Origin of the sequence: Pantoea sp. EKM101V (genome assembly GCF_011800325.1) — a bacterium.
GTDB classification, from domain to species: domain Bacteria; phylum Pseudomonadota; class Gammaproteobacteria; order Enterobacterales; family Enterobacteriaceae; genus Pantoea; species Pantoea anthophila.
Genome location: NZ_JAALFP010000022.1, coordinates 1 through 24,716, shown reverse-complemented (window position 1 = coordinate 24,716; position 24,716 = coordinate 1). Strand labels below are relative to the sequence as shown.

Here is a 24,716-nt window from a genome sequence, read left to right as displayed (position 1 = left end):
GTCTGTGCGGGGCGTAACTTTAATGTAACGGGGGCAGAATACCTCAACGCCTAAGCCCTCAGCCCTGCGGCTAATGCGTTGAATATCCTGAGAATTGCAGTATAAAACATACCATTTATACATAAGATCCTCCCTTATAGGCACAAGCCCCCATTTTCCGCCGTCTCAGGTTGATAAACCCTAAAACGCGTACTCATAGCTCATCTGTATAAAATTTACCTGTGATTTTATACAGTGGTTTTTGTGTGTCAATATCAAGAACCTCTAAACATAATAACATTGATGTTTAGATATTCAATCAATGTTTGTATATCGAAACGATAAGTACGAGCTCGCCCTATATGATTGGCTAATCAAAATGGGGTGGGTCTATGGTGCCGAAACGGTTAAAAGAAGCGCGGGAAGCCGCCGGTATTTCTCAGGAAAAACTTGCTCAACTTGTTGATTTGGAATCGGTTAATAGCAGATCGAAAATTTCAAACTATGAAGCTGGCCGTTTTGCTCCCTCGTTTGAGTTTGTATGCCGAGTGGCTAAAGCCCTGGGGTATCCCGAATATTATTTCTACACGGTGAGCGATGCTACAGCTCAAATCCTCTTGCAGCAGCATCGGGAGGGGTTCCCCTTGCAAGAAAGTATCGCCGGTGAAGTCCAAAAAATGGCTGAGCAGCTCGATGATGTAAGAAAGCTGGTTGCTGAGCTAAATGAATGCCTGAAGCACCGTTCCTGAACTTCTTATAACTGCCTGCCGCGCTTCGCTTGCCCAACCCCTGTTTCCCACACAAAAAATTTGTGCACGAATCAGGGGTTACCTGTTTTAAACAACGTGGTTACGGTGAGGTAGAGAGGTGTTATTCATAATCTCAAGTTTATTGAGATTCATACAACTTGATGATTTTTGGCGGGAAAATCGCATTGTTTAGGCGAGATAATTGATCATAATGTAATGCCGTGGTAATTTACGGACGGCTTAAGAATTCATGCGGGTTGGACGTTCCCGGTAATAGCGTCCAGGGAGAGGGGTAAAGCGAAAGCTAAGCCCCTGAATGCAAAAACCCCCCGAAATCTGTCATCAACTTGGCGGAAGAGTCAGATATCAGGGGGTCGAAAGCAGGCGCTGGCCTGTGAAGGATTATAGCAAATGCATAACCTAACACAACCCTTTTGCACCGCCATAAGTACAGGCGGGCGTGAGTGATCAAACCCTCTCATTAAGACCCCTTGCCTCCCCAACAGGCGTGGCAAAACAGACCCCTTGTTACAACGTCACTTCGCGCAGGCGTCGTCGTTTCTTGAATCGGTGGCTTAAGGCGCTGGCGACTGTTGCCGGGCGCATCAAAATCAAGTCCGAGCTCCGCAGACGCATCCGACATAATCGGTACTGGGTCAATGAAGCTAATAAATACGGTATCGAGACGTTATGCGAGCTGATGCTGGCTATCCTCGATGATCTCGATTTAAGAGACTGGCAGACCCGGCATAACCTTGAAACGCTGGCCGAACGTGCCGGTCTGGCAACACACAGTGACGCAGGTCATAAGTCGATTTCACGTGCCAGCCGTGGATGTGATCGCCTTTTCTGGCTCAATGCCATTATCACCGAGAAAGCGCAGTTCAATCCCTATGATGCCCGTTGTGCGTGTAAGCATATCGAGGTAACAGAGGATTTCTTCGCCATCCTCGGCATACCGCTCAAACAGGTGTACCGCGAACGCGCCAGGCTGCTTAAGGCCGACCCGGAGGAAATGATTACCTCATGGGACAGCCGCCTCATTGCTATCAGGGTTGAAAACTGGAAGCGCAAAGCGATGGCCGGACTCGCCAGGATGCAAGCCAAGCGCCAGGCAGCTCGTGAACGCAAAAAGGAATACTACTCACCGACCACAGCCTGAAATGGCTCCCACTGACCGCCTTAACTGGCGGGGATTCCGCACGTCCTGAGTAAATCACCGTCTAAAAAACAACCCGAAAAAGTCCAGGTCAGGCACATTCGACGCCGGTTATGTGCTTCGATGGGTGAGATTCAATGAACCTGCCGGATAAGCGCTGTACTGATTGTGGGTAAGTAATCATGAAGTGCAAACGGAGTCGTGCAATTACTCTTTGGTTTATCTTTTAATTACTTACGTAATAAAAGATAAACCAAAAAAGAAAAACATTACTGTTATCCCCTTGAGTAAGTGGATAACTGAACGGCAGCGGCGCAAGCGCCTCAGAGATAGCACCCCACGCTAAAGCGCGGGGCAGTTAAATGAGAATCCGCCGAGGGATAACAGCTTGCCTGTTAGCCGTCGGCGGATTAGACAAATCCGGCAACGCCGGATGCGTCAGCAAAGACCGCGGATAGTCATTCATACACGCTCGTAAGCGCCTCTAACGAGCCGCTAACGCGGAGATACGCCACGACTGCGGCAAAGCCTTGTCGTGACCACTCCGACCGCGCACATAAGCACCTGAGCCGCTTTTAGCGGGTATGGCTTAGCAGGGTAAGGGATGGATTGATGATCCCTATTGATCTACTACCGGCTTCGCCGGGCTTCGTCGGCCTACCAACTCAGGAATATGTAAGCCTGGCGCACCGACTTTCATGCGCTAACGCGCATACAGTGGACTGGCTACGCACTGCTCACCAGTCCTGACACCCTCTTTCAGGAACACTGAATAACCCGGACACCGTTCACCTTGCCGGCAGCAGCTGGCCAGCGTCCTGCAGCGGCTTTTTGAGAAAGCATGAAATCATATAAAACAATCGGTTAAAGAATTCAGCGCAAATTAAAACTCGCTCAGAAAATCTGAAAGAAAACCGCTTTTGTGTGCCTGCGGGTACTAAATCCGTGCGACTCAGTGCACAACGCCGCTGGGAAATAGGTGTTGTAGCTTTTCCCACAGCTCGATCAGCATCAACACATCCGCCAGGAACAGGCGCGGCGTGCACAGGGTTGTCTGGTAAATCCGGTATAAATTTTTCATAGCCAAAGCCTCATGGTGGTTGTTCACCAAAATTGTTGCGTCACGACATTACGCATACCCGAGAAGTTTTCGCAGCCAGCCTATCCGCAGCCCGCCTCCGTTTCTTCGTGCGGGTTGTCAGCTGGAAGTGTGACCAAAGGGGGGCGGGCTTTCTTCTTGGGGTTTGTCATGAAGCCCAGACTAAAGGCAATGAATGCAGCGTTCCTCTTGGGGGTTGGCAGCTTCCGGCATGAATGAACGCCTGCCGGGTTTTTGTGGTGGAAGGGGTCAGTTTGGATATCGAAAATTATTGTACGTTAAGGTTATCTTTTGTACTGCCTGGCTGCGATAAAGGAGATTGACCATGTTGACAGGCAGCTTTGAGCGAGAAGCAGAACTACTTACATACTTCTCGTCTCTTAATGTCAGATCAGTGCAGCTCTGCGGATCCACAGAGCTGTAGGCTAATTTAACTGATCCTCTGTTTATTGAGTCCTGATATAACTTTTTTTGCACTTAACAGAGAGAGCAGCGGGGCAGCAGCCATCACTGCAAAAAGCAACCATGCAGCGGATGATGCACCATCCTGCCCGCCGGGCATGGACAACCCACCTGCATTCGCCAGCATACCTGCGACCGCTGAGCCCAGCGCAGTGGCAAACAGCTGGACCGTAGTAATTGAAGTAGCTGCTGTATCCTGATCGTCAGCGGGTGCGACCTGGAGAATACGCGTCAGTAAATGCGGCCAGCCCAGCCCGATGCCAAACCCTACCAGGGTCAGGCCCAGACCAATCAATGAAAGCACTATCCATTCTCCTCCGGCAGAGCGGGGTGTGCTGAGCGCAAGTACTACCATGCCCGCCAGTACCAACATTGGCCCAACGGCGATAGCGCGCTTGATGCCCCGTCCTTGCCAGCCGGAACTCCAGATTTCTGATACCGTCCAGCCTGCAGCCATCAACGCTGCCAGGTATCCCGAGATGAGGGGAGTCTGCCCATGCAGGATTTGTAAAAAATAAGGGATAAAGGTTTCACTCGTCATGCCAATAATCAGCAGCCCCATGGTGACGTAAAGCGCCAGCAAAGGCGAGTTCAGCCGCAGCGCATCACGCGGCAACAGACGGATTTCACTGGTCAATTCCCGACGTATCAGCAACAGGATCAGCACAACCGCAACGCTGATCCCTGCCACATTAATCGCCACATCAGGTGACATGCCGCCTGTGCTGACCGCCATAACGGCAGCAACCAGCAGCAGCAGCTGCATTAGCGGAAGCTTGCCTGCAGAAAGACCGGCTGCAGGCTTGTTTGCGGGAAAGACGAGCCAGACCAGCAACATATAGAGCAGCGTGACAGGTACAAGCATGCCAAACGCAGCGCGCCAGGCATTCATTTCCGCAAATATTCCGCCTGCTGCGGGACCCAGCAGCGTCGCAACGCCCCACATACCGGAGATAAGCGCCATCGCGCGCGGCCAGAGCTTTTCGTCAAAAACCGTATAAATCATGGCATAGCAGAGCGCAAACAGAAAACCACCGCCGAGGCCCTGTAGCGCCCGACCGGCGAGCATAACTGGCATAGTCAGCGCCAGCGCGCAGACCAGGCTGCCTGCAATAAATAATGCAACCGCGACCAGATAGGATCTGCGCGCTCCCGTCAGCGCCAGCAGCCGTGACGTTAGTGCTGAACCCAGAATGGAGGCCACCACAAAAAGCGTTGTATTCCATGAATAGAGCTCAAGACCACCTATTTCGTTAACCACCGAGGGAAGTACAGTGGTTGCGATGTAAATATCGATCGCATGTAGCGCTACTCCTCCTGAGAGCGCAATAGAGAAAAACAGGTTTTTACCACCCAGTAAATCACTCCAGCTTCCTTCCTGCACTGACGACATATAAGCCTCCCGGCATGCGTTGCGTCAAATGTCCCGTTGCTGGCTGCAACAGGATCCGTTACATTAATAAAACAAGTAAGAACTTGGATTATTGAAAGGAGTGAATTAATTTGTCAAGCAATCGCTTGTTAAATAGCACTAACAAAGCATCTGCGACGTCCGAGCGTCTCCTTTACCTGCTTAAAACGCGTGGGCCGCTGCAGTCAGCGGAAGCGGGTGAAATACTTGGCATGACAGCCGAGGCAGCGCGCCAGCAGCTTACCAAACTTGCCTCGGCAGGCCTGGTGGAAACCTATTCTCAGAGTCAGGGGGTTGGTCGCCCCAGTCAGTTCTGGGCGCTGACCGAGGCGGGACATAACCGTTTTCCGGATACGCACTCCATGCTCACGGTTCAGCTACTGGATACGGTGCGCCAAACCTTTGGCGAGGAGGCCATTGACCGTCTGATTGACCTGCGCGAGCAGACCAGCAGGGAGAATTATCTGCGGGAGTTGAAAGGCGAGGTCAATCTCAGAGAACGGGTTGCGCGTCTGGCATTATTACGTTCGCAGGAAGGTTATATGGCGGACTATGAAGAGCTGGCGGATGGAACCTTACTTTTTATCGAAAATCACTGCCCAATCTGTGCTGCCGCTGCCGCCTGTCAGGGGTTTTGTCGTGCTGAATTAAAATTGTTCCGAGAAGTTCTCGGCGCAAAAGTAGAGCGTGTAGAGCATGTTTTAAATGGGGCAAGACGCTGTGCTTATGCCATTTTTCAGCTTCCTGAGCATTGATGTGTTCTTGTATACCAAACGTCCGCTTCTGGCACACAGCGGACTTTGCTTACATAGGTGATGCGTCGGGCTACAAGTCACAAAAGTCGTTACACGGTCTAACTATTACGCCATGACTGCAAATACACACCGTTATTCCAGCTTTTCAGGCCGATTCATTATTCTTATAAAGCGCTTGTATCCAAACTGACCCCTGGAAGAGCTAAATTAAGACCTATCGTGGAAACTTGGTTTCGCACATCTCATCTATGAACCCTACGGCCATTCGTGAGCCGTCACTTTTCAGACTTGCCAGAACGCAGTCTTCGTAGCTGTGAGGTTTGGTCAGATAATGATAAGCAACACAAAGTAAAAAAATAAAAAAAGCTAAAATGATAAGATTTTTCAGTGATTTGTTGCTGATTTCAATGTTCATAATAGTCCTGTTTGCGGTCTGTACGCCGTTTAGAGTCAAAATGCATTGTATCGGGAATCCCGGTGTTTTACCGAGTCCGGGAAAAAGACTATCCCATCCCTTTTTTTAACGGACAACCGCTAAAAACCGGTGCCGTTAATGCCTTTTATGTTAAATCGCTGACTTTCATAAGATAAACGCAAGGTCAGCCACGTTGCGCCATCAAAACGCGCGATTTAGCCATTCAGAGCCGCCAAAACTCCCACAAAACCGCATGTTATTTTTCTGTTAAAAACAAACATATATTTAACATAATTAACATTTTTCCAGCTCGTCGCCTTTTCACCGCATCAGCAGCAAAACAACACTTTCTATTTTTCTATAATTATAGAATAATAGAATTGTGGTTACGGAATGTGCAGCCTTCAAACCCATAAATTGTGTTGTGCAATACAATTGCTTTACGGAGACGATGTAATGACTGATATCAAACCCGCCATCAAAGCCTACAGCGAGCTACAGGAAGCCTACGACTGGTTTAACGCAATGCTCTTTGACCGATCCTTGCCTGACTTGTTAATCACCTTACAGCGTGGCCGTAATACCTTTGGTTACTTCGCTCCTGAACGCTTTACAGGTGAATCGAGCATTTCAGAGCTGGCGATGAATCCTGATTATTTTGGTGGCCGTTCCCTGGCCGATACGCTCTCAACGCTGGTACATGAAATGGTGCACGTCTGGCAGCACTATGCGCCCGTGAAAAAATGCCGGGGCGGTTACCATGATCGTGTTTGGGGCGGGAAGATGGAAGATATTGGGCTGATGCCATCTAATACAGGCGTACCCGGTGGGAAAAAAACTGGTCAGCAAATGACCCACTACATTATTCGTGGTGGCCGCTTCCAGAAAGCCGTCTATGACCTGCTAAAAAATGGCTTCTCAATATCCTGGTATGACCGCTGGTCTACCGGCGCTGCTGTCATGTCGAAGATTAACGGCGATATACTCGATGACTGGCTGGCCGTCACTGATGAAAATGATACCGATCTGATTAACCGTCTCACCCTGACCGTCAGCAAATCGCGCCCTGAGTTGATGGCAGACGATGACGAGGCGGCAGTGATGATTAAACCGCCGGTTAAGGGTACAGGCACCCGGACAAAATTCACCTGCCCTGAATGCGGTGTGAATGCGTGGGCGAAGCCCTCCGCCGTACTACTCTGTGGTGAGTGCGGGTGCCAGCTTGAGGCAGCAGAATAAAAAAAAAACTATAAATCTATAATTATATAGTTATAGGTTTATATTTACTCCGGTATTCGGCTGCGCTACACTTCCGATAACGGTATATTTTTCTATAAAAATATTTATATAGGGGGTTCTATGACAGCGGTTATAGCTCTTGCTAACGGGAAAGGGGGCGTGAAAAAGTCCTCGATGTCGCGCGCGATCGCCACTGAATACACCAAAGCGGGGTGGGGTGTCCTCGGCCTGGACATGGATATCGATCAGGGGTCGTTCCTGGACTGGGGGCAACGCCGTTTGCGTAATGGCTTTGAACCGCCGGTAACCATCCAGGGCTGTGGCACCGTTTCTCAGGCAAAGAAACAGATTGAGTCAGGTCAGTGGGATTTGATTGTCATAGACAGTGCGGCATATGCCACCAAATCACTACTCAGCCTTATCGACATTGTTGATCTGCTGGTTCTGCCTACAGGGTTTAGCGTGGATGATCTCAGAACGACTGTAACGACTGTTAACGCCTTGCGAAACAAAGGGCATTCAACAGAAAAAATGGCGGTGGTTTTTGCGGGGGTCAGTGAGAGTGAGAGTGAATATCGAGCTGCCGTAGAATATTTGCAGCCGTGCGGTGTGCCGGTTATTCCAGGTGCTATCCCGTTTCTGACATCGTTCAGTCAGGCACAGGATAAGGGGCTTGCGCTTACTGAGTCTCCTTTTCCTGGTCCTCGTCAGAAAGCTGATGACGTTGTACAGGGCGTTATCGACAGACTGACAACACTGACGCAATAGCATATAATAATATAATTATATTTATATAGGAGGTGACATTATGGCGAACGTACCAGCAAAACCCCGCAACACCAAAGGCGAGCCACCGAGCCAGCAGGACACCGAACACGGCTTTAACCCGACCCGGAAAAGCGCCGACGGGCGCAAAGCCCAACTGAATCTGTATATTGATATGGAGCTGAAACGCGAGTTTCGTTCGATTGCTGCGGCTAATGATATGAAGCATGGCGAGCTGTTTGAGGCTTACCAGGAGTTCTGGAAAAAACATCACTGACACATCAGGTCACCCGGCATCTATGCCGGGTGATGGCCTTACTGCATATGGTTCAGCCACTTCTTCTCATTCACCCTCTTCTCCAGGTCGGAAAACAGTGCTCCCCGGGTAATCGTACCCACAATAAAAAGCGTCAGCAGCGCGATGATTGCTCTTGCTGATACCTCGGCCAGCGATGACGGCACCGGTTCGCCTGCGCGCTGTATAAGGGCTCCCATCGCAAAATAGCAGATAAAGACGCAAATAAAGCCCAGAATCCCAATACGTGCCGCCCATTCCGCGAGGCGGAATAACCAGTATTTCACCGGCATCGACTGTTTCAGGTCACGAATGATCAACTCATCGACTTTATGCGTCAGCGGATGAAATTTTGTTAAAAACATAGCTCCCTCGCCCATCAGATAAATACGTAAAAATAGAATTATATAATTATACGATTCTATTTGTGTTGGTTGCGCCACTTCCAGGGCTCAACCGGATTAGATGCAGACCACAGCCCGATTCTATGCTGTCTGGCCTCCTGTTCAAGCCTTAACATATTTTCATCACTGGCGCGGCCGTGATAACGGTAAGCCCACGCCATACCGGCTTTAACCTGCTCGGCATTGATATTGACGCCATTGATAATGACCGTTCCCAGCCAGCGACCATATCTGTCTTTGTCCTGGGATTCTATCCGGCTGATCTTCTGAGCGGCCAGATTAATCAGGTTCTGCTTTGCTTTTTGCCCGAAGGGCTGCGAGGACTCCGGCGCATCGATGCCATTCAGGCGCACCCTGACCATCTCGCCACCGGTAAGAACCTGCACCGTATCGCCATCAATCACGCGAACGATACGGCCAGTAAAGTCAGCCAGGCACAAAGCAGGGTGCATCGATGCGAATAGCATTAAAGCTGCTGCTGCACGCTTCATTTAGAATTCCTTATAATTATATAAAAATATAAATTACCTAATCAGCTGGCGCTGATTTTTCCAGTTCTTCGATGGTGCGGAAAAGAAACATTTCCCGGTTCTTACCTTCAAAAGGCACGGGAACACTGTTTCTGACGACCGTTTTAATGCTGTCAAAAAGCCTCATGAGGGCGGTTTTAATCCTCTCATCCGGCGCAACGTACATGGCATAGTGCCAGCGTCCGGCATCACTGGCGGCCAGATGACTGTTAATGATGTTGATGTAGCGGGCGCGTGTTTTAAGGGAGCGTTCGGTTTCTACTGCGACAACAGCCCCGCTGTTTAATGTAATAATTCCATCGGGGCGATGACGAACGCCCGGATAACGCGCCTTAAATTCGCTCCGATCACCATTAATCCAGTTCTTCCCGCCCTTTTCCTCAAGGGCAATTCGCACACGCTGGTTAAGGAGCCGGTGCTCAAGCGTCCAGTACCTGAGTTTTCCGGGTTCGAAATAACCCGGAAAAACGTGATCATCAGCAGTGACTACCATTGCGAGCCCCTGCATTGTTATTCCCCATATGGTTATTTTTTGTTTTATACCAGGGATTTCATGCTTGATAATGAAACCCTCTTTTACAGCGCGGTTGAGTATCTTATATAAAGGGCTGTGTGCGTTCTTACTGAAACCGAGGACATTACGCAGTGTATTAAAGTCGGAATATGTTTCCTCCTTAAGGAAGCTCAGAAGACTAAGCATTTTACTGGCTGACGCTTTTTTTCTTTCCGTTACGTCATGAATAAGCATTTTTTTCCTCACAAGTCAATAGATGGTCTTTCCTGCTCACTTTCATTAAAGGCAGGCGATGCGGATTTATCCTCAAAGGAAAGAAGCTCGATATACTTTTTCTTGGCTGGTATATGGTAAAGCTTGGTGGCTTTTGCCAGGTCATTTTGTGTGAAAACGAAACCAACGAATTTAGGAAGGTTAAGAAGCATATTTGAATCGATATAGTATCTTTCAGCCTGCCTTATCATCCTGTCAGTATCCATTTTCTCAGTAAGAGATATATCAGTTGTGACCTTTCTCATTTCATCATCAACAAGAATAGAGCCCGTCATTCTTGCTACCCACTCTGCTGTATCAGGATCGCGCAGACGATAAACCAGCATGAATTTGCAGTTTTCAACCACAGAACCGGCAACGGCATCACCATCTAAATCTGCGGGGCAATCGTAAAGGTCTTTTATTGACTGGTGAGCCATTAATATATGCACGCCTTTATCCCTGGCTGCGCCTAAACCTTCCAGAGCAGGACGTGAGAGATGATATTTAAGCTCATCAAGGAAAATGGCAATTGGCCGGGGCTTCTCTTTTATCCTGTCTCGTGTCTCGGCGATCTGAATCAGTCGTGTGAGTATCATACGTTGAGCAGAAATAATTTTCTGATTGCGCATTGAACCAATAATGTAACAGCAGCCGCCCTCGTCAAATATCTTTTTAAGAGAGAAGCCGTATGTGGCATTTATTGAGTTAACCAGCGCTATCTCCTCTAACTCACCATAGAATGCCGGGACATCTTCCTCCAAAGATTTAACAAAGTCTGTGTTAAATAAATCGCGTAGTGTCATTCCTTTTTCATAAATCGCGGATGTTTTCCTTGCTGCCCTGCGGTCAGCGATTCGATAAAAGTCTGCACCCTCTCCTTTTTTAGCCAGGCTAAAGCCTGCGTTAAAAAGTTCTTCCAGTTGCTCATGATTAATATCAGCTAAAAGGTCTAGCTGGAAATTAAGGTCATTAAGGTTTATCAGTGTGAACTCTTTCCCGGCAACGCGGCAGGCTTCACGGAGAACGTGCGGAGCCCATTCATCGTTTTTCGGGTCTTCAACAAATACGCCTTCGTCTAATAAGATTGCCTGATAAAGAAGAACAGAGGCGCTTACACCTTTACCGGAACCGGTTGTACCTATCATATCTGCGTGCTGAGACTGAAACTCTTCAACCGTTATATATTGCGGGTGGTCATCTTTATCTAAGCCAATGAATACACCTTTTGAAATGTCGATGTAATTAAGTGGATTATATGTGATGCTGTCAGGCAGCATTTCCTTTACTTCCCTTACGTCTGTTCTTGTATTTCTTTCCAGTTTGCTCTTTTTAATCATCCGGTGTTTAAGGTGGTCGATTTCCCCTGCCAGTAATCTGCGTGTCATTATATGGAAAAATAGACCGATAAAGGTGAATGCAATCGTCAGTCCCCAGAGTACCGGCTTGAAGATAATATTGTTATCGAGAACTTTAAACAGGTAGCTTAAGCCCTGTATGGTAAGCGGTGATATTGTTCCGAAAATAAAGAAGAAGATAGACGCACACGCTACACTTTTTAACCAGAATGGTGCGTTTTTTCTTTCCTCTCTCGGCAGGTGGAATATAAAAGGAAGCGTAAGCCCCGCCAATATTGAGAGTATTACCGGGCTGTTTTGCAGCCATAAGAGAAAAACAGAAAAGGCGTCTGCAAAGCCATTAAGCCTTTGCACCAGATGTGATCCCATGTTATTTGCTCCGGGCGTAATGTCAGAAGAATGGGGGCGATTCATGGAGTCAAAGCATCGAGTCGCGGCGCGACTCCATACAATGACTCCATGACTCGCCCCCATAAAACCCAAAAAGATCATGAGCGTCAGAGACGCTCATGCCCGTTCTGCGAGCTTTCGGGTAAAAGCCGACCAGTGGTCGTCTTCCTCCCGAAACCCGCGCAGGACGGGCAACGGCGTGTATCATTCCGGTCGGGCTGAACGCCCTCACTGCATGATACATGGGGGTAATGTCAGGGCTGGACGCCCTGCCAAAACCCCCAACGTCAAAAGCGGCACACCGTCGCGCGCTACGCGCGACCAACCCCTTTAAGACGCTGCGTTCAGCCTATTTTTCCTCGCAAGCTCGTAAAAATCGGAACGCTGCTTTAAAGGGGTTGGTCGCGCCTAATCGGTAATATTCCCCGCTGGGGCGGGAAATATTACCTGGCTGCGACGGTGTGCGGGGCAAGCCCCCCACAAAAAGCGGCACGTGGGCGTGCCTTTTTGCTCGCTGGGGCGGCAAAATTTTTGCGGCTCCCCCCGGCCTGCTCAATTCGCTGTGGGCGAATGTTCGCAGGTGGGCGCGGATGCTGAAAATTAACAATTTCTCCGAAATTGAATTTTCTTTCCGCGCTCCACTTCCTTATTTCACGTCTTAACAATTTCTCCGAAATTGAAGCCTGAAATAAGGAAGCCTAAAACCATCGGCTCCGGCTTCGTACTTGGGTGGATTAGCCAGGTGTTTACTCTTGCTGGTCTCGTATTTCTCTCCAGCATTCTGCTTCTGCCTCTTCAGCTGCGCGAATTGAATCATCGTCAATATAAAGGCCTTGAGACGCTGCGTAATCTGTCAGTTTAGCCGCGTCGACTGCATTAAGGTATTCGGTGTGGTTTCGTAATTCATTTAACAGACGTGCATGGTAAACTTCATGATAAAGGCCGCATCCGTGATGCGCACTCTTTGAAATATTATCCACAACCTTTTTCACTGAAATTCTGTCCTGCTCTTTTGAATATATATTTTTAATAAACAAGTCTTGGTTGTTCATTTCTAACTCCTTTTTTATGTGAGTTAATTGTGTTGATTTGATTGCGGCGTTACAGGTGAGATATGTAAAAAAGCGCCACGGTTCCAAAGATGACTGTTACTATGAATATGGCTAATGAACATAGCGCTATTTTTAAGTAGCGAATGATTTGGCTCCCCGAAATTAATTAGTGTTCAGTGGATGATGGATTTAAAAAAAGTGCTCAATGAAATAAAATAATGACCAGATTACAAGTAAAATTAACAGGGCGATTCCGATTATTAATTTTAAGTTGTTCATTTTATCCTCCGCGTTTTCTTCCGTATTTGGATAAGATGGTGTTTATTGCTTCTTTCCCTGCGTCAGGACATTCGCCAAGAAATGCTTTTCTGGCATCAAAAGTACGTCCTGGCTGAAAGCCGTGCTTGTTCTTTTTGACGATATTGAAAAAGTCGCGTTCTGCTGATTTGCATTCGCTGCCGCCGCTATTTCCTGTTGCTTTCCCATACATGCAAAAAGCAACTTTGCACGGGTCAGCTGCGAAAGAATAAAATGGCGCTCCGGCGAACAGGCATAGCAATGCAGCCGAAATGACGGTTCTTTTCATATTTAACTCCTGATTGTTATCTGGTGTTAACGCGAGAAATAAATGCTCGTTTCACTGCATGCGATACAATTCAATGCTGGCTGATATTCAATAACTCCTTTTGCTCCATGCTGGCGAAGCCAGCTTTTAGCTTTAAAGAAGTTATCACCTGATGGAGTGCTGATAACAATTCGAGGGGAGTGCGCAGCGGCGTAAAAAACTGCTGGCGTCCATAACATATCGTCAAAATCTGTTGCACGTATTACAGCTGACCATTTCCCGTTAACTTCTCTTGAGGGGATGATAATACTGTTATCATTCCATTGTGGCATTGTGCTGTTAACGGAGTTTCCGGGCTTTTCCCATTCCACCGGCACTGGCGGCGGTGGAGAAGAACATCCGCAAAGTAATAATGTAATAAAGATGGTGTGCTTTACATTTATCATGATTTCATAGCCTCGAAATATTCTTTTCGATGTGCAGGACGGAAATAAATGTCATTCATTCTGCGGATATTGCCGTCCAGATCGATGCTCACAATAACGTCCAGGCTATCCAGCACTTTACGTAACATAAAGGCATAGGGAAGTTGTGCGCATTGTGGGTTTTCATAGCAGCGCGTAATAAATCCGTCGATGGCTTCCATTGCCGAACCAGCATGAATAGACGTCATACTCCCTTCATGCCCTGAACCTGTTATTTTCAGGAAGTCCCAAGCTTCGGCTCCCCTGACCTCTGTTAATAATATGCGGTCGGGGTTCATCCTGTAATTCCAGCGCAAAAGACTCGCTGGCGTAACAATCGAGCCTTTTTCGTCTGATGACTCAGACGGATAAAAAAGATGCACATAGTTTTTATGTTTAAAGAACGTAATTTCGGGGTTGTCCTCAATGGTTGTGATCCTGAGGTCAAGCGGGATATAACCTATCAGCATTTTCATATAGGTTGTTTTCCCGGTGCTCGTTTCACCTGCAACAGCAATGGTTTTCCCGTATTCAACGCACTTTTCCATAAAGAGCGGAATGTTTTTTGTATTGTACAATTCAATTAGTTCGGCATCGTGCGTTTCGGTTTGTTCAGAGCCCGTAACACGATTATAAAATCCCGCATCAATGTATGACTGATGCGGGATTTGTACTCTCGAAGGTTTTCGGATTGTGACAGAAACCGTGCCGCGCTCACATGCCGGAGGTACAACCAACTGGCAGCGTTCGCCAGATTCCAGCGTGGCCGACAGCCCCGGCTTGATGTCCTCTATGTTGTCGTTGTGATGCTTTGCCAGGCAGCGGGCAAAGTTATAGCAGTCGTCATAGCTGAGAGAAACGGAGTGCTGTGTCCACACGCCATCAATTTTCGTAAACAGCTCATCAGGACGGTTTACAGCAATTTCTGTGAGTCCGGGAAGCTCAAGGAATTCACCAAAAAACCGTTGCTTATAGCGGTCTAGAGAGATGTTAGTAGCCGTCATTCCTTCATCCTCAGTGTATAGATATTGGAGAAATCAATATCCTGTCCGGTGATCAGGTTGATAATTTCCCCCTGGTTTTTGTAGAGCGTGGGCGGGATGTTGATACTGTTCTCAAGCGTGGTTCTCGCCATATCCGCCATCGCCTGCCGACTGTTCTCCGTGTAGTCCGTATTTCTGTCCTTCTGTCCGGCACTGTTTGATGCCCACGCCGCAACATCGGGGATCATGCCGACCAACAGAGCCCCGGCGAACCGGTCGGAGAAATGGTTATCAACCCACCCATCCATGCCCGCCTCGCCCAGGGCTCCAGCGGCGCTGGTATCTACCATTGGAATATCGAGATAGGGTTTCTGTTTGGTTCGCAGTTTCGTAATGATGACGAACGCCCGCCCCTGGCCGTGCTTCATTCCATCTTCGCCCCCTGTCCGGTATATGCCTGTTGCCGTTGTACCCTTCTCAATCAGCTTGGTATTACCGCTGGCGCTCCAGATGTCGGTTGTGATCGTACAGCGCAGCTTACCGGCTCGGTCAGAGACGAAGCGATAATCCAGCGAGCATGGAATGGAGCGGTTTTCAGGGATATAGAGATCAGGATTAAGCGGGATGCGCCGAACCACTGCCGGGCTTTGTCCGGTTGTGGCCGCTGCCGCATCTTGCTGTTGCCCCTGCCCCTGCCCCTGCCCCTGAGCCTGGGCGGGCGCCGTGGCGTCCGTACCGGTTGCGCCCGACAGCTGCGCCATCTCCTGCTGCCGTGTTTTCACCTGGCCTTGAGATGAGGCCTCGCCGTCACGGCGCACCAGGAAACGAGCCTTATCGAGCTGTAACGGGGCTGCCGGTGCTGCCTGTCCCGTACCTGCTGTATTGTTGCCCTCGGTGCTGCCCTGGCTGTTGTCCTGCTGGGGCTGTTCCTGCTGGCCAGTGTCAGTGGCCATCCCGAGATCATTACGCTTGCGATAATCAGTCTGGTTTGTCTGCGGTGCTGGCTCCTCCTGTTTCTCCTCTTTAGGCTGAGCGAGAAAGTTGCGGTATACCCAGTTCCCGCCCCATGTCAGGAAAATCAGGGCAACCGCGACAAGCGCCAGAAAGGCTGTCATTTTTCCGCGCTTGCGCTTTTTCAGTTTATTGACGGCGGGTTGTACCGGGTCTTTTTCATCGTCGTCCTGCTCGTTGAGCATGGCCGCCTCTCTCCTTGCCCGTGCTTCGCGTTCGAGCTCCGCCACATCATCACCGGCTTGCGCCGGTGCCACCTGGTGTTCATCAGGTGGCAAAGTCTGGTCTTCATCTTTCATGGAATTTTCCTTTATATAAAAATATAAATATATTTTTATAAGTTAATTGCTTTCATGCTTCTCGACCCGTTCAACCTTTGGCGATACCGTTGAACCATCGGGAGCCTGAACCCGGCCATAGCTTTTGTTTTCCAGCCCCACAACGGCATTCCCGGAGCGAAGCACCAGACGCGGCGTAACCTCCTGGATAACCAGGACGGTGTAGTCGCCTTTTTTCTGAATGCCGGTGTTTACCGTGTGTTCCTTGCCGTTCAGCTCTTTAGTTACTGAGGGAATGGATTTGGCCGGAGAGAAGCCCACAAACGTAAATCGCCCATCGTCATAGGCGAAGTCGGGATCAATGCTGAAACTCCCTTGCCCCGGATATTTGGTGTAATCCCAGTTTCGGGGCGTCTGCGCCGAGTTCAGTGATTTCTCAATGCGGGCTTCTTGTTGCTTCTGCTCCCACTCTTTTTGTCTGGCCGACGCTTCCCGGTTCGCTTTATCACGCGCCTCTCCGGGATAGCTGTAGCTGACCTGGAAAGCCGGTTGCTGAGCCGATTTATCATCGATAACGTTCAGCTCGACGTTGTAGAGGCGCTTGGTGGTGACAACCAGCATGTTTGTATGCCAGTCCTGGCTGTTGGGTGGGATGACGACCTGGGCGGTATTACCGTCCTGCCCTGGCGCTCCCTGCTGGAGCGCGACCGGACGAACATACACGCGGTTGGCATCTTTTTTAGCCTCCCAGGCTTCATCAAAGCCTGGTTTGGCATCAATAACAGCCTCGTCACTGTCGAAGACGAGCGTGGTCATAAAACCGGGCTTGGTGTTGATGACGGTTACGTTCTGCGGGTTATAAATAACCTGCTGAACCCTGGCATCGTAACGGCTTGCCTGCGGCATCGCCGCCCCCCACGCCGCGCCGGACATCATCAGCGCAAGGAATACAGGCGTAATTTTGTTCATCATTCACCTCCCCGGATTTCACGGTCTGTCTGCCAGCTCGTGACGGTAAAGCCGAAATAGTTAACCTCGCGCTCTTCGTCGCTCATCTCTTTATTCGGGTCAGAGTGGAACGTAAAACGCGCATCCCAGTACTCGTAACGGGTCTGGTTATCAACAAGGCGGCGAATAGTCTTTTTGTACCGGATAGTGGCGACCTTATCGGGAGCCGTGCCATCGGTGATCTGACTGGACAGGATGTCAATCTTCACCGTGTTAGCCCCGTTGTTGTAAACCTTATCCGGGGCGTTTTTACCGGCATACAACGCCAGATAGTCATTGTTGACCTCAGGGCTGTTGTACATCTGAACCGTCTCGTAATCGTCCTGGAGGGAGGGATAGACGTAGCGCTCGCGGATTTTCACGTAATTAGCCGCCATCGCTTTCTGATAGGCTTCCTCAGCCGTGATACTGGTTTTTGATGCACGGGTTATGTGCTGCGTTCGACCGGTATGATTGTCCACGGTAACCAGCTCCACTGTTGTCTCTTTAAGGGGCAACATCACCAGAATTGCAGCGACGGCCAGAACTGCGATCAGCAGCCCCGCACCGCCCACCACGAAACCGGCTTTCGCTGCGCGTTTGTCGCGTTCGATTTCCCGTTGTTCAAAGCTGCGGGACTCAGCAATTAATTTCTGTTCACTCATGGCCGTTCAGCTCCGCCATAATCTGAGGGGTGTTTACGGGTTCGCCCTTTCCGCTAAAGGCAGGGGGAAGTGAGTTCCGGGCACAGCCGGAAAGCGCGCACAGCAAAGCCAGCGCAATCAAGCGTTTCATAAGTTATGTCCTTACTGATTTTTTCTATGAAAATATGTTTATATTTTCATAGATTGAGGTGGCGATATCTGAGAGAGGTTAACTGTTGAATTTTTTCACTGCTGATTCCCGCGACTGTGCCAGCCTGCGGGCTTCATTGCGGGCAATCATTTGCTCGATAGCATATTTACGCGCTTTCGATGCGTTGTAACCTGCACCGCCTCCGGGTGTGGGTGGTTTGCCTGCACTGGCATCTTTCCAGCCCTGAATATTGTCCCGAACAGATCGCGTTGTCTGCTTCGTTGCGCCCCCGGCCAGCTTCCCGGCACCAAAGGCAGCCGCACCAATACCCATAGCAGCAAGCCCCTGCATGGAAACCGTTGCGCTCGCACCGGCCAGCGCTGCGGCCAGCTTGGCTGAGATGTAAACCAGTATTGCCGCACAAACACCGGCAAGGCAGACTTGCGCGCCCAGCTCAACAATTGCCGAATTGTCAGCAACCCTTGTTGCCTTATCAAGCACAAGATTTAAATAGGTCACTACGATTCGTAACGAAAGAGCCGAAAATAAAATAGTTAGTATTGCTGCGAAAATATTTTGCAGCCAGTTGTTAAACATAGGGCGAAGGAAACCATATATCAGGCAGAATATGAATACCGGCGCAGTAATGCTCAAGAGCAAAATCATAACCTCGGCGACCATAGAAACGAAGGCCGTGACTATCATCAATACAAATACTCCTAACCATACATAGAATTGAGCCGTCATCCCCTCATCTTTAATATATGTAGAATCATCCATGTCATGCAGCGTTTTACCCAGCACCTTAGCCTTATTCCATAAGGAATCTAGTAATTGCCAAATACTATCACTGCCTGAAAAGCCCTCCTTTAATCCATTAATTGCGTCGATTACACCATCAAGATAACCCTCGGCGTTTGCTACAAAGGAAAGGATGATCGCCATCCTCATGATGTCCCAGACTACATCCTCCATTGGCGTGGAGAGCTTGCCTGCTAAGGTCTGGTAACCGCGCCATGTGATGTAAAGGGTGGCTGACATAGCAGCCAGCCCCATCATCATGGAAGAGTAAGACATCATCAATCCCTTTGTGGCGTCTGTAATTCCTCCGATGAGGTATTTATCAACACCAACAAAAAGACCGGCGCTCATAGATTACTCCTCTAAGTTGTTTAAATCTGGAGTGGGGGCATTTAGTTGCTTGATTTGAGAATGGGCTTCATTGGCGTTCTTGCAGTTTTCCGATGCATCTCCCGATTTTTGGCATTTTTCATAAACAACCTTTAATTCATCAGGATGTTCCCGATACCATTTTGTTGTTTTAGCTTCTTCTTTACACCCAATTACCGCAAAGCATAATGCCAGGGATGAAGCTAAAATTGTTTTTTTTGATAACATGAATACCTCATAAGTTATTTAGATCAGCTGTTGGTGCATTCAGTTGCTGCTTATTCCATTGCTTGTTTCTTTCTTCCTTAAGCACCTGTTCACGCTTTTCAGCAGCCTTTACGCTCATTTCCCATTGATTGGTCAGCGTATTAAGCATGACTGATTTTAGCTGAATGCTGTTTGCAAGGTCTTGAGATTCCTTCGAATCTTTCGAAAGTGCGATCCGGTTAGAAAGCCTGTCTATTTCTGCCAGTGTTTTGTCTACATCCCGTTGAATGTCGTTTGTCTGCTCCAGCTGTACAGCCTTGTTGATAACCTCCTGTTTGCAGACATCCGCATAACTCCCGGACTGGCCTGTGTTGCAGGTATTGAATATTTTGTACTTCTCGTACAGCTCATCGAACTGACCGGAAGACCCCCCGGACATCAGCAGGTCATTGAGTGCCTGTCCGGGTTTACGAAGCCTTTCAAGGTCTGCTGTCAGGCTTTTGGCCTGATTAACAAAATCAGCAATGTCGCGCGCGCCGGTGGCGGTTGCCAGCTGGTCTTTATACGCCTGAATCTGGCTCTGGTAGTGCTTCGCCGTTTCCATCCAGCGCTGCGCTTCTTTGAGCCATTCCGTCTCGCGCATCGGGTCAGCATCAACCAGAACGGGGATACCGGCATTTGCCAGGGGACTTGCCATCATGCAGACGAAAAAAAGTGCACGAAAACGAGTTTTCATAGAGAGCTCCTTTTATCAGAGTGCCTTAGCCATGTAGGTATCAAGCCACTCATGCGGCTGCATACCTTCACGGTAAATGGATTCGAAGATTTCGAGGTTAGGGGCGTCGCCGCTCATTACTTTCGTGTAACGGCCAATCCCGGACAGATCGAGCGTGACACGTGCTGCAAAGCGTTTGGTATCACCACGTCTGAACTGATTTTTAACTACAACATACTGGCGGGCTTGAGGGTCCAGCCCTTTAACCACGTCGAATACCTCAGGCTCAAATTTCATGCCGTCAACATAGTGAGACCTGTCGGCGCTGGGGTTGGCCGCAAGGATCTGCGTACCGCACTGCTCGATTACCGCCGGTGCGATGTCATCCTTGATAATTTCGTGAGGCGACTGCGTACCCACGACCAACATCCCATTGAGCTTACGGATGGTTTTCAGCTTGTTATAGGCAAAATCCTTGAATACCGGGTCACGCAGCCACTTCCAGAATTCATCCATATAGATGACCAGGCGACGACCATCAAGCAGGCTGGTAATGCGGTAAAGCAGATAAAACGATATCGGCGCACAAACGTTGCCATCGTCCAGGAACTCAGTACCGTCGATGCCGAAGTTATCGCAATTGCTGATATCGAACGTGTCAGACTCGTTATCAAACACCCAACCAAACTCCCCACCCTGCGCCCATTGGGATAGCCGGATATCCAGACCATTCTCCTGGGCTTCCTTTGTGGCCGGTTCTGGTAACTGCTCCCTGAGCCGGGTAATACCAAAACGACGATATTCCGGCTCATCGCTCATGACGGCATTAACCGCGATGCTCAGACGTTGTTCATCACGTGGAGTGATCGTTGAGCCGTTACGGGTACAAAGGATTTTCATCAGTTGTTTGATGAAGTTGATATTGCGTTTGTTTGCCGGCAGAGAGAATGGATTCCACCCTGTACGCTCACCACTGATAACCCGATAATAACGCCCATCAAGCGCCCGGATGTTCATTTCCGCGCCCCTGTCTTTATCGAGGTAAACAGTCGTAAGCCGTTTGGTTCTGGCATCAGGCGAAAAGCTGTCTGCCCGCCTGTATTTCTGCTGCATGTTCTCGAGGAACGTCATCAGCATGGTTTTCCCTGAACCGTTCGTACCAAGGATGCAGGTACTGGCCGGGTTTTTCTCGTCAAACTCATCCTTATCAGCGAGTGTGTTATGCAGGTTCAGATAGTACCCATCGCCGGACGGTGTACGCAGCAGCGCCATCGCATCACCCCACGGCGCATGATCGCGCTTGCCGGGGTAGAAGTTATGGAGCGCGGCCAGCTCGACAAAGTTCTGGCTGCTCAGTTCGCCTTTACGTGGCCGCAGATTGTAGTTACCAGGCAGCTGCGCCATGTAGGCCGCTGAGAGCGATATCTCTGCCGGAACCGGCGTTATCCCGATGTTGTTCAGGGCATTACTGATTTCATTGGTATCGGCAACCAGGCTGTCCAGCGTCGGTGAATGCACCATGATTGAAAAATGATGCTTACCATAGGCAATTTTTCCCGAGGTCAGCAGGTCTAGCGCGACATCCAGATCGAGACGCTGGGAAATCGCATCATCATCTGAGCTCATGAGCAACCGGCGGGTACGCTTGATTGCGTTTTTCGCTTCTTCCCTGGACATACAGGTGTACGACTGTGTGATCACATAATCACACGGCGCATACAAAAGGGAGTCCATCATCCCGGTTCCCGTTTCCTCTGAGAACTCTTTAACTTCCAGCCCACGAAAGTAGCTTGTGCCGCTGACGTGATTAATCTGGCCGGATTCAGCGGAAAAGAACAACGCCGCAGCGCCCATAACGTCATACGCCGGTGTGCGCGTAACGCGAACTCTCCGCCACTGGTGAGTCAATAGGTACTCATAGAACGCCAGCTGAGACGAATACACCGCCTTACCTTCGGTGAAGGTGCCAAGAGAACGCGCACCGTAGCGCGAAAACGCTGTGTCCAGGGTGCTTTTGATTTCCAGCATTTCCTGTAATGCACCGTCTAGCTCTTTAAGCTTTTCAGTGTCTTTCATGCGTTTGCGTTCTGCCTTTTCCAGCCCGACAAACGGTCTGAAACAGACCGTTATAAAAAGCCGGTTCCGGCGGAATGGCGCATCTTTTAGCGAGGCATAGTAGAGCTCGCTGATCTTATCGGCATAAGGATTGCCCGATTCCTTATGCAGCGAGTCCGTAAACTGCTCCCGGATGTTGTGGACATAGAAGGTAACCGGCAGCCCTTCGAACGAACGGATAAGCCCGTGTAGCTGATTTGTGCCAATCTGGAGTGTCTCTTCCGATTCGCAGTCGAACGGCGTACCCATAACCTCCCAGGTGCAGTAGAGGTCACTTTTGGGTGAGCGAACCACATTCGGATGGATATGCGAGGAATACGGAATGTATTTCCTGATAGTGGCACTCTGATTTAATTTCATGGCGTCGATAAACTCCGTGATATCAACAGGCTCATGCTCAACCGGCATAAACGTTGTTGCGCCAAATAAACGATTTGCTACTGGTTTTCCCCTGGCTCTCAGCCATACGGCGATAAGGTTGAACCGCATCGGTTCATTTCTGGTCAGTGATTTCATCACCAGAAATTCAACAGGGAGCAACAGGAGGAGGGAAACAGAAGTCCAGATAGCAACGATGATGGTTACGCCAGTGACACCCAGCAGGGGCACCATCGGCACCCCCCACAGCGCCGCCGGGCGTTTCATTGCCTTAAGCAGCTTTGCCATATGTGCAGCCTCTTAGCCCATAAGAAGAGCGGCGATTTCACTGCCCCCGCCAATCAGAACCGCGCCAATGACGATATAGCCACAGCTTTTAAGGCTGTCGCCATTCCAGAGGGTTTTGTAACCAATCCAGATCACAGCGATGGTGATAGTGATGGCCGCCAGAGCGTGCAGCCCTGTAGCGATTTTTTGACCAACCGTGTTAGCACGGGCAAACCCGTCCGCAAATGCCGGACTGGCCGCCAACGCTGCCAGTGAAGGTGAAACACGGGTTAGCGCTTTAAACATATTCATTTGTCTTCCTCGTTTTTGGTTAAGTCTCGACTTCCGCGAATAACCTTCGCGGGATAGTAAATAGCCGGTGATTTTTTCTGTCGCAGCTGTGTGGGAACGCCGCGCACAACCGTGGCAGGCCAGATAACTTGCTGACTTGGGGGAGATTCCACTGGAACCGCTGTGAGGGTTGCCGGTGAAGAAGCCTTGTCCTCGCTAGTGCCTGGCACGGCATAGCGCGGTTTATCCGGGGAATAGCCAATCCTTTGCACGTAACTTGTTTTCGCTAACGCCGTCTCTGGCTGCTGCCCGGTGTTGAAATTGCCGGAGTAATAGCAGCTCAGCGCCCGTTTAAGGGTGCCGCCTCGCTCATAGCAGTCAGTGATGATTTTTTCGTAAACAGAAAGGTTGGTGCAGGGATTGAAAAGGTCGCTGGCTGTGACGCCGTAGGTATCAAAATTGGTACTGGTGATCTGCATCAGTCCGACAGAATAGCGGCGGCCTTTCGCCTCTATCTGCGTAACAATGCGCTGCGCATCCTCCTTATTTGTTGGCATGTGAGTGATAAAGCCCTTATCGCCTGGCTGCCGTTCTGGCTTGGGGACTATCTCTGCAATGGCGTAAGGGTTAAATCCTGATTCGACCCTTACCACATCGAGCGATGTAGAAGGGTGTACGGTGGCGGCACACTGCATTGCCACCGCCAGAAATGCTGAGGTGGAAAGCATGGTAGCCTCACAACGTTAGTTGACGGGGGCACCCTGCGGAGCGTCGTTATCATCCTTCGGCTCAAGCAGTACAAGCTTTCCTGAGACGGAGATACCGGGCGTGATCATGATGTTCAGCCCCGGTTTTCCGTTATGGGGAAAAGCCGCGCCGACTTTCGTCCAGTACGTGCTTTTTTCGCCGTTGTCGCCGGTGGGAACTTCTTGTGTGACGTACACGTGATAGCTTGGTTTACGCATGAATTACTCCTTCTGTTTATCTGCTAGCAGCTGCTTAAGCAGCTCGGAATGAGCCTGATCGCTGAACTGGTCGATCAGATAGTGGAGAAAGGTACTGGGTCGGATATTGGCCTCAGACAGATAGCTGATTTCGCGGGCGTGTTTAGCCAGGTCCTGATATCGGCCTTTGCCAATGTAAATCACTGCCGTACTTGATTTGCCTGGTACGCTTTTCGGCATGAGATGAAAACTCCTATGAAAAAAACACCGCTGCTTGTAAGGCGGCGGTGTTGAGGGGTTATGTTTGATTAGTCTTATTGGTTTTGAAGCAGCCTTGAAAAGGCAACCTGGCGTTGGAGCGGTGTTCGTATCTGAGAGAGTTCTTGAATTTTGAGCAACAAATCGGGTGAGATATTCCGACATTCGAAAACGTCTTCATCAGGATTAAGCGCCAGAAGACGGGCGCACTCAATCGCTGTTATCACCGATTCAGGCACGGTGCATGGTGCTGCACCGAAGCTGACAAAACCATGAGCACCCGGAATGGATGTAATGGTTGAGGTATGAACAACATTAACGTCGAATCGCAGAAAGAGATAACTGGGGAAAAGCGGTTTCTCTTCCTGGCGAACCGCCCGGCAGTCTGTGCGGGGCGTAACTTTAATGTAACGGGGGCAGAATACCTCAACGCCTAAGCCCTCAGCCCTGCGGCTAATGC

General features: G+C 49.6%; 28 protein-coding genes. 6 read left to right on the top strand and 22 right to left on the bottom strand.

Annotated elements, in window-relative coordinates; genetic code table 11:
- The first annotated feature begins 371 nt into the window (after positions 1–371).
- Both HFD92_RS21320 and HFD92_RS21315 read left to right on the top strand, forming a co-directional pair.
- On the top strand, positions 372–728 hold the full coding sequence (locus HFD92_RS21320) for a helix-turn-helix transcriptional regulator (RefSeq protein ID WP_105570593.1): 357 nt from the start codon (positions 372–374) through the stop codon (positions 726–728).
- Between the two features lie 460 nt (positions 729–1,188).
- Positions 1,189–1,890, top strand: a complete 702-nt coding sequence (locus HFD92_RS21315) for a RepA family replication protein (RefSeq protein WP_255461743.1) — start codon at positions 1,189–1,191, stop codon at positions 1,888–1,890.
- Between the two features lie 949 nt (positions 1,891–2,839).
- Here HFD92_RS21315 and HFD92_RS21845 read toward each other — a convergent pair.
- Both HFD92_RS21845 and HFD92_RS21310 read right to left on the bottom strand, forming a co-directional pair.
- Positions 2,840–2,968, bottom strand: coding sequence for a hypothetical protein (locus HFD92_RS21845; protein ID WP_255461742.1), 129 nt, complete (start codon positions 2,966–2,968; stop codon positions 2,840–2,842).
- Positions 2,969–3,416: 448 nt separating this feature from the next.
- Positions 3,417–4,841, bottom strand: coding sequence for an MFS transporter (locus HFD92_RS21310; protein ID WP_105667421.1), 1,425 nt, complete (start codon positions 4,839–4,841; stop codon positions 3,417–3,419).
- A gap of 110 nt (positions 4,842–4,951) precedes the next feature.
- Here HFD92_RS21310 and HFD92_RS21305 point away from each other — a divergent pair, with 110 nt between their 5' ends.
- The 4 genes from HFD92_RS21305 to HFD92_RS21290 all read left to right on the top strand — a co-directional run bounded on the left by HFD92_RS21305 (position 4,952) and on the right by HFD92_RS21290 (position 8,310).
- Positions 4,952–5,614, top strand: a complete 663-nt coding sequence (locus HFD92_RS21305) for a metalloregulator ArsR/SmtB family transcription factor (protein ID WP_105570611.1) — start codon at positions 4,952–4,954, stop codon at positions 5,612–5,614.
- Between the two features lie 871 nt (positions 5,615–6,485).
- Positions 6,486–7,268, top strand: a complete 783-nt coding sequence (locus HFD92_RS21300) for a SprT-like domain-containing protein (RefSeq protein ID WP_105570609.1) — start codon at positions 6,486–6,488, stop codon at positions 7,266–7,268.
- Positions 7,269–7,388: 120 nt separating this feature from the next.
- A complete protein-coding gene (locus HFD92_RS21295; RefSeq protein WP_105570608.1) occupies positions 7,389–8,036 on the top strand; it encodes a ParA family protein in 648 nt (215 codons plus the stop codon).
- A 40-nt stretch (positions 8,037–8,076) separates the two neighbouring features.
- Entirely contained in the window at positions 8,077–8,310 is a 234-nt protein-coding gene (locus HFD92_RS21290; RefSeq protein ID WP_011998900.1) for a hypothetical protein, read from the top strand.
- Between the two features lie 38 nt (positions 8,311–8,348).
- Here the strand turns inward: HFD92_RS21290 and HFD92_RS21285 are convergent, their stop codons facing one another.
- The 20 genes from HFD92_RS21285 to HFD92_RS21190 all read right to left on the bottom strand — a co-directional run bounded on the left by HFD92_RS21285 (position 8,349) and on the right by HFD92_RS21190 (position 24,714).
- Positions 8,349–8,693, bottom strand: coding sequence for a hypothetical protein (locus HFD92_RS21285; protein WP_105570607.1), 345 nt, complete (start codon positions 8,691–8,693; stop codon positions 8,349–8,351).
- A gap of 56 nt (positions 8,694–8,749) precedes the next feature.
- On the bottom strand, positions 8,750–9,223 hold the full coding sequence (locus tag HFD92_RS21280) for a thermonuclease family protein (RefSeq protein WP_105570606.1): 474 nt from the start codon (positions 9,221–9,223) through the stop codon (positions 8,750–8,752).
- A gap of 37 nt (positions 9,224–9,260) precedes the next feature.
- Positions 9,261–10,010: a MobC family replication-relaxation protein gene (gene mobC, locus HFD92_RS21275; RefSeq protein ID WP_011998897.1), complete on the bottom strand. Its 750-nt coding sequence runs from the start codon at positions 10,008–10,010 to the stop codon at positions 9,261–9,263.
- A gap of 8 nt (positions 10,011–10,018) precedes the next feature.
- Positions 10,019–11,755 (bottom strand): type IV secretory system conjugative DNA transfer family protein, encoded by a 1,737-nt coding sequence (locus HFD92_RS21270; RefSeq protein WP_105570605.1) that lies wholly within the window; start codon positions 11,753–11,755, stop codon positions 10,019–10,021.
- Positions 11,756–12,522: 767 nt separating this feature from the next.
- Positions 12,523–12,828 carry a dpoa decarboxylase gene (locus HFD92_RS21265; protein ID WP_105570603.1) on the bottom strand — a complete coding sequence of 102 codons (306 nt, stop codon included), beginning with the start codon at positions 12,826–12,828 and terminating at the stop codon, positions 12,523–12,525.
- A 280-nt stretch (positions 12,829–13,108) separates the two neighbouring features.
- The gene (locus HFD92_RS21260) at positions 13,109–13,414 is read right to left on the bottom strand and encodes a TrbM/KikA/MpfK family conjugal transfer protein (protein WP_011998919.1); all 306 of its coding nucleotides are present in this window, start codon (positions 13,412–13,414) and stop codon (positions 13,109–13,111) included.
- A 26-nt stretch (positions 13,415–13,440) separates the two neighbouring features.
- Complete coding sequence (locus tag HFD92_RS21255) at positions 13,441–13,839, bottom strand: cag pathogenicity island Cag12 family protein (RefSeq protein ID WP_105570602.1); 399 nt, start codon at positions 13,837–13,839, stop codon at positions 13,441–13,443.
- Positions 13,836–14,861: a P-type DNA transfer ATPase VirB11 gene (virB11, locus tag HFD92_RS21250; RefSeq protein WP_105596214.1), complete on the bottom strand. Its 1,026-nt coding sequence runs from the start codon at positions 14,859–14,861 to the stop codon at positions 13,836–13,838. The genes HFD92_RS21255 and virB11 overlap by 4 nt, the downstream gene beginning before the upstream one ends.
- Positions 14,858–16,150 carry a VirB10/TraB/TrbI family type IV secretion system protein gene (virB10, locus tag HFD92_RS21245; RefSeq protein ID WP_105667422.1) on the bottom strand — a complete coding sequence of 431 codons (1,293 nt, stop codon included), beginning with the start codon at positions 16,148–16,150 and terminating at the stop codon, positions 14,858–14,860. The genes virB11 and virB10 overlap by 4 nt, the downstream gene beginning before the upstream one ends.
- A 42-nt stretch (positions 16,151–16,192) precedes the next feature.
- Entirely contained in the window at positions 16,193–17,101 is a 909-nt protein-coding gene (gene virB9, locus HFD92_RS21240; protein WP_105667423.1) for a P-type conjugative transfer protein VirB9, read from the bottom strand.
- On the bottom strand, positions 17,098–17,781 hold the full coding sequence (locus HFD92_RS21235) for a type IV secretion system protein (RefSeq protein WP_011998914.1): 684 nt from the start codon (positions 17,779–17,781) through the stop codon (positions 17,098–17,100). Before HFD92_RS21235 ends, virB9 begins: the two co-directional genes overlap by 4 nt.
- 208 nt (positions 17,782–17,989) lie before the next feature.
- Positions 17,990–19,063 (bottom strand): type IV secretion system protein, encoded by a 1,074-nt coding sequence (locus HFD92_RS21230; RefSeq protein WP_105570599.1) that lies wholly within the window; start codon positions 19,061–19,063, stop codon positions 17,990–17,992.
- A gap of 3 nt (positions 19,064–19,066) precedes the next feature.
- Positions 19,067–19,309, bottom strand: coding sequence for an EexN family lipoprotein (locus HFD92_RS21225; RefSeq protein ID WP_012815870.1), 243 nt, complete (start codon positions 19,307–19,309; stop codon positions 19,067–19,069).
- A gap of 7 nt (positions 19,310–19,316) precedes the next feature.
- On the bottom strand, positions 19,317–20,024 hold the full coding sequence (locus HFD92_RS21220; protein ID WP_105570598.1) for a type IV secretion system protein: 708 nt from the start codon (positions 20,022–20,024) through the stop codon (positions 19,317–19,319).
- A 15-nt stretch (positions 20,025–20,039) separates the two neighbouring features.
- A complete protein-coding gene (locus HFD92_RS21215; RefSeq protein WP_105570597.1) occupies positions 20,040–22,784 on the bottom strand; it encodes a VirB3 family type IV secretion system protein in 2,745 nt (914 codons plus the stop codon).
- A 12-nt stretch (positions 22,785–22,796) separates the two neighbouring features.
- Complete coding sequence (locus tag HFD92_RS21210; RefSeq protein ID WP_105570596.1) at positions 22,797–23,075, bottom strand: TrbC/VirB2 family protein; 279 nt, start codon at positions 23,073–23,075, stop codon at positions 22,797–22,799.
- Positions 23,072–23,782, bottom strand: a complete 711-nt coding sequence (locus HFD92_RS21205; RefSeq protein WP_105570595.1) for a lytic transglycosylase domain-containing protein — start codon at positions 23,780–23,782, stop codon at positions 23,072–23,074. The genes HFD92_RS21210 and HFD92_RS21205 overlap by 4 nt, the downstream gene beginning before the upstream one ends.
- A 15-nt stretch (positions 23,783–23,797) precedes the next feature.
- Positions 23,798–24,019: a hypothetical protein gene (locus HFD92_RS21200; RefSeq protein WP_006687074.1), complete on the bottom strand. Its 222-nt coding sequence runs from the start codon at positions 24,017–24,019 to the stop codon at positions 23,798–23,800.
- A 3-nt stretch (positions 24,020–24,022) separates the two neighbouring features.
- A complete protein-coding gene (locus tag HFD92_RS21195) occupies positions 24,023–24,238 on the bottom strand; it encodes a hypothetical protein (protein WP_012815864.1) in 216 nt (71 codons plus the stop codon).
- Between the two features lie 74 nt (positions 24,239–24,312).
- On the bottom strand, positions 24,313–24,714 hold the full coding sequence (locus HFD92_RS21190) for a transcription termination/antitermination NusG family protein (RefSeq protein ID WP_245152177.1): 402 nt from the start codon (positions 24,712–24,714) through the stop codon (positions 24,313–24,315).
- Positions 24,715–24,716: the final 2 nt, after the last annotated feature.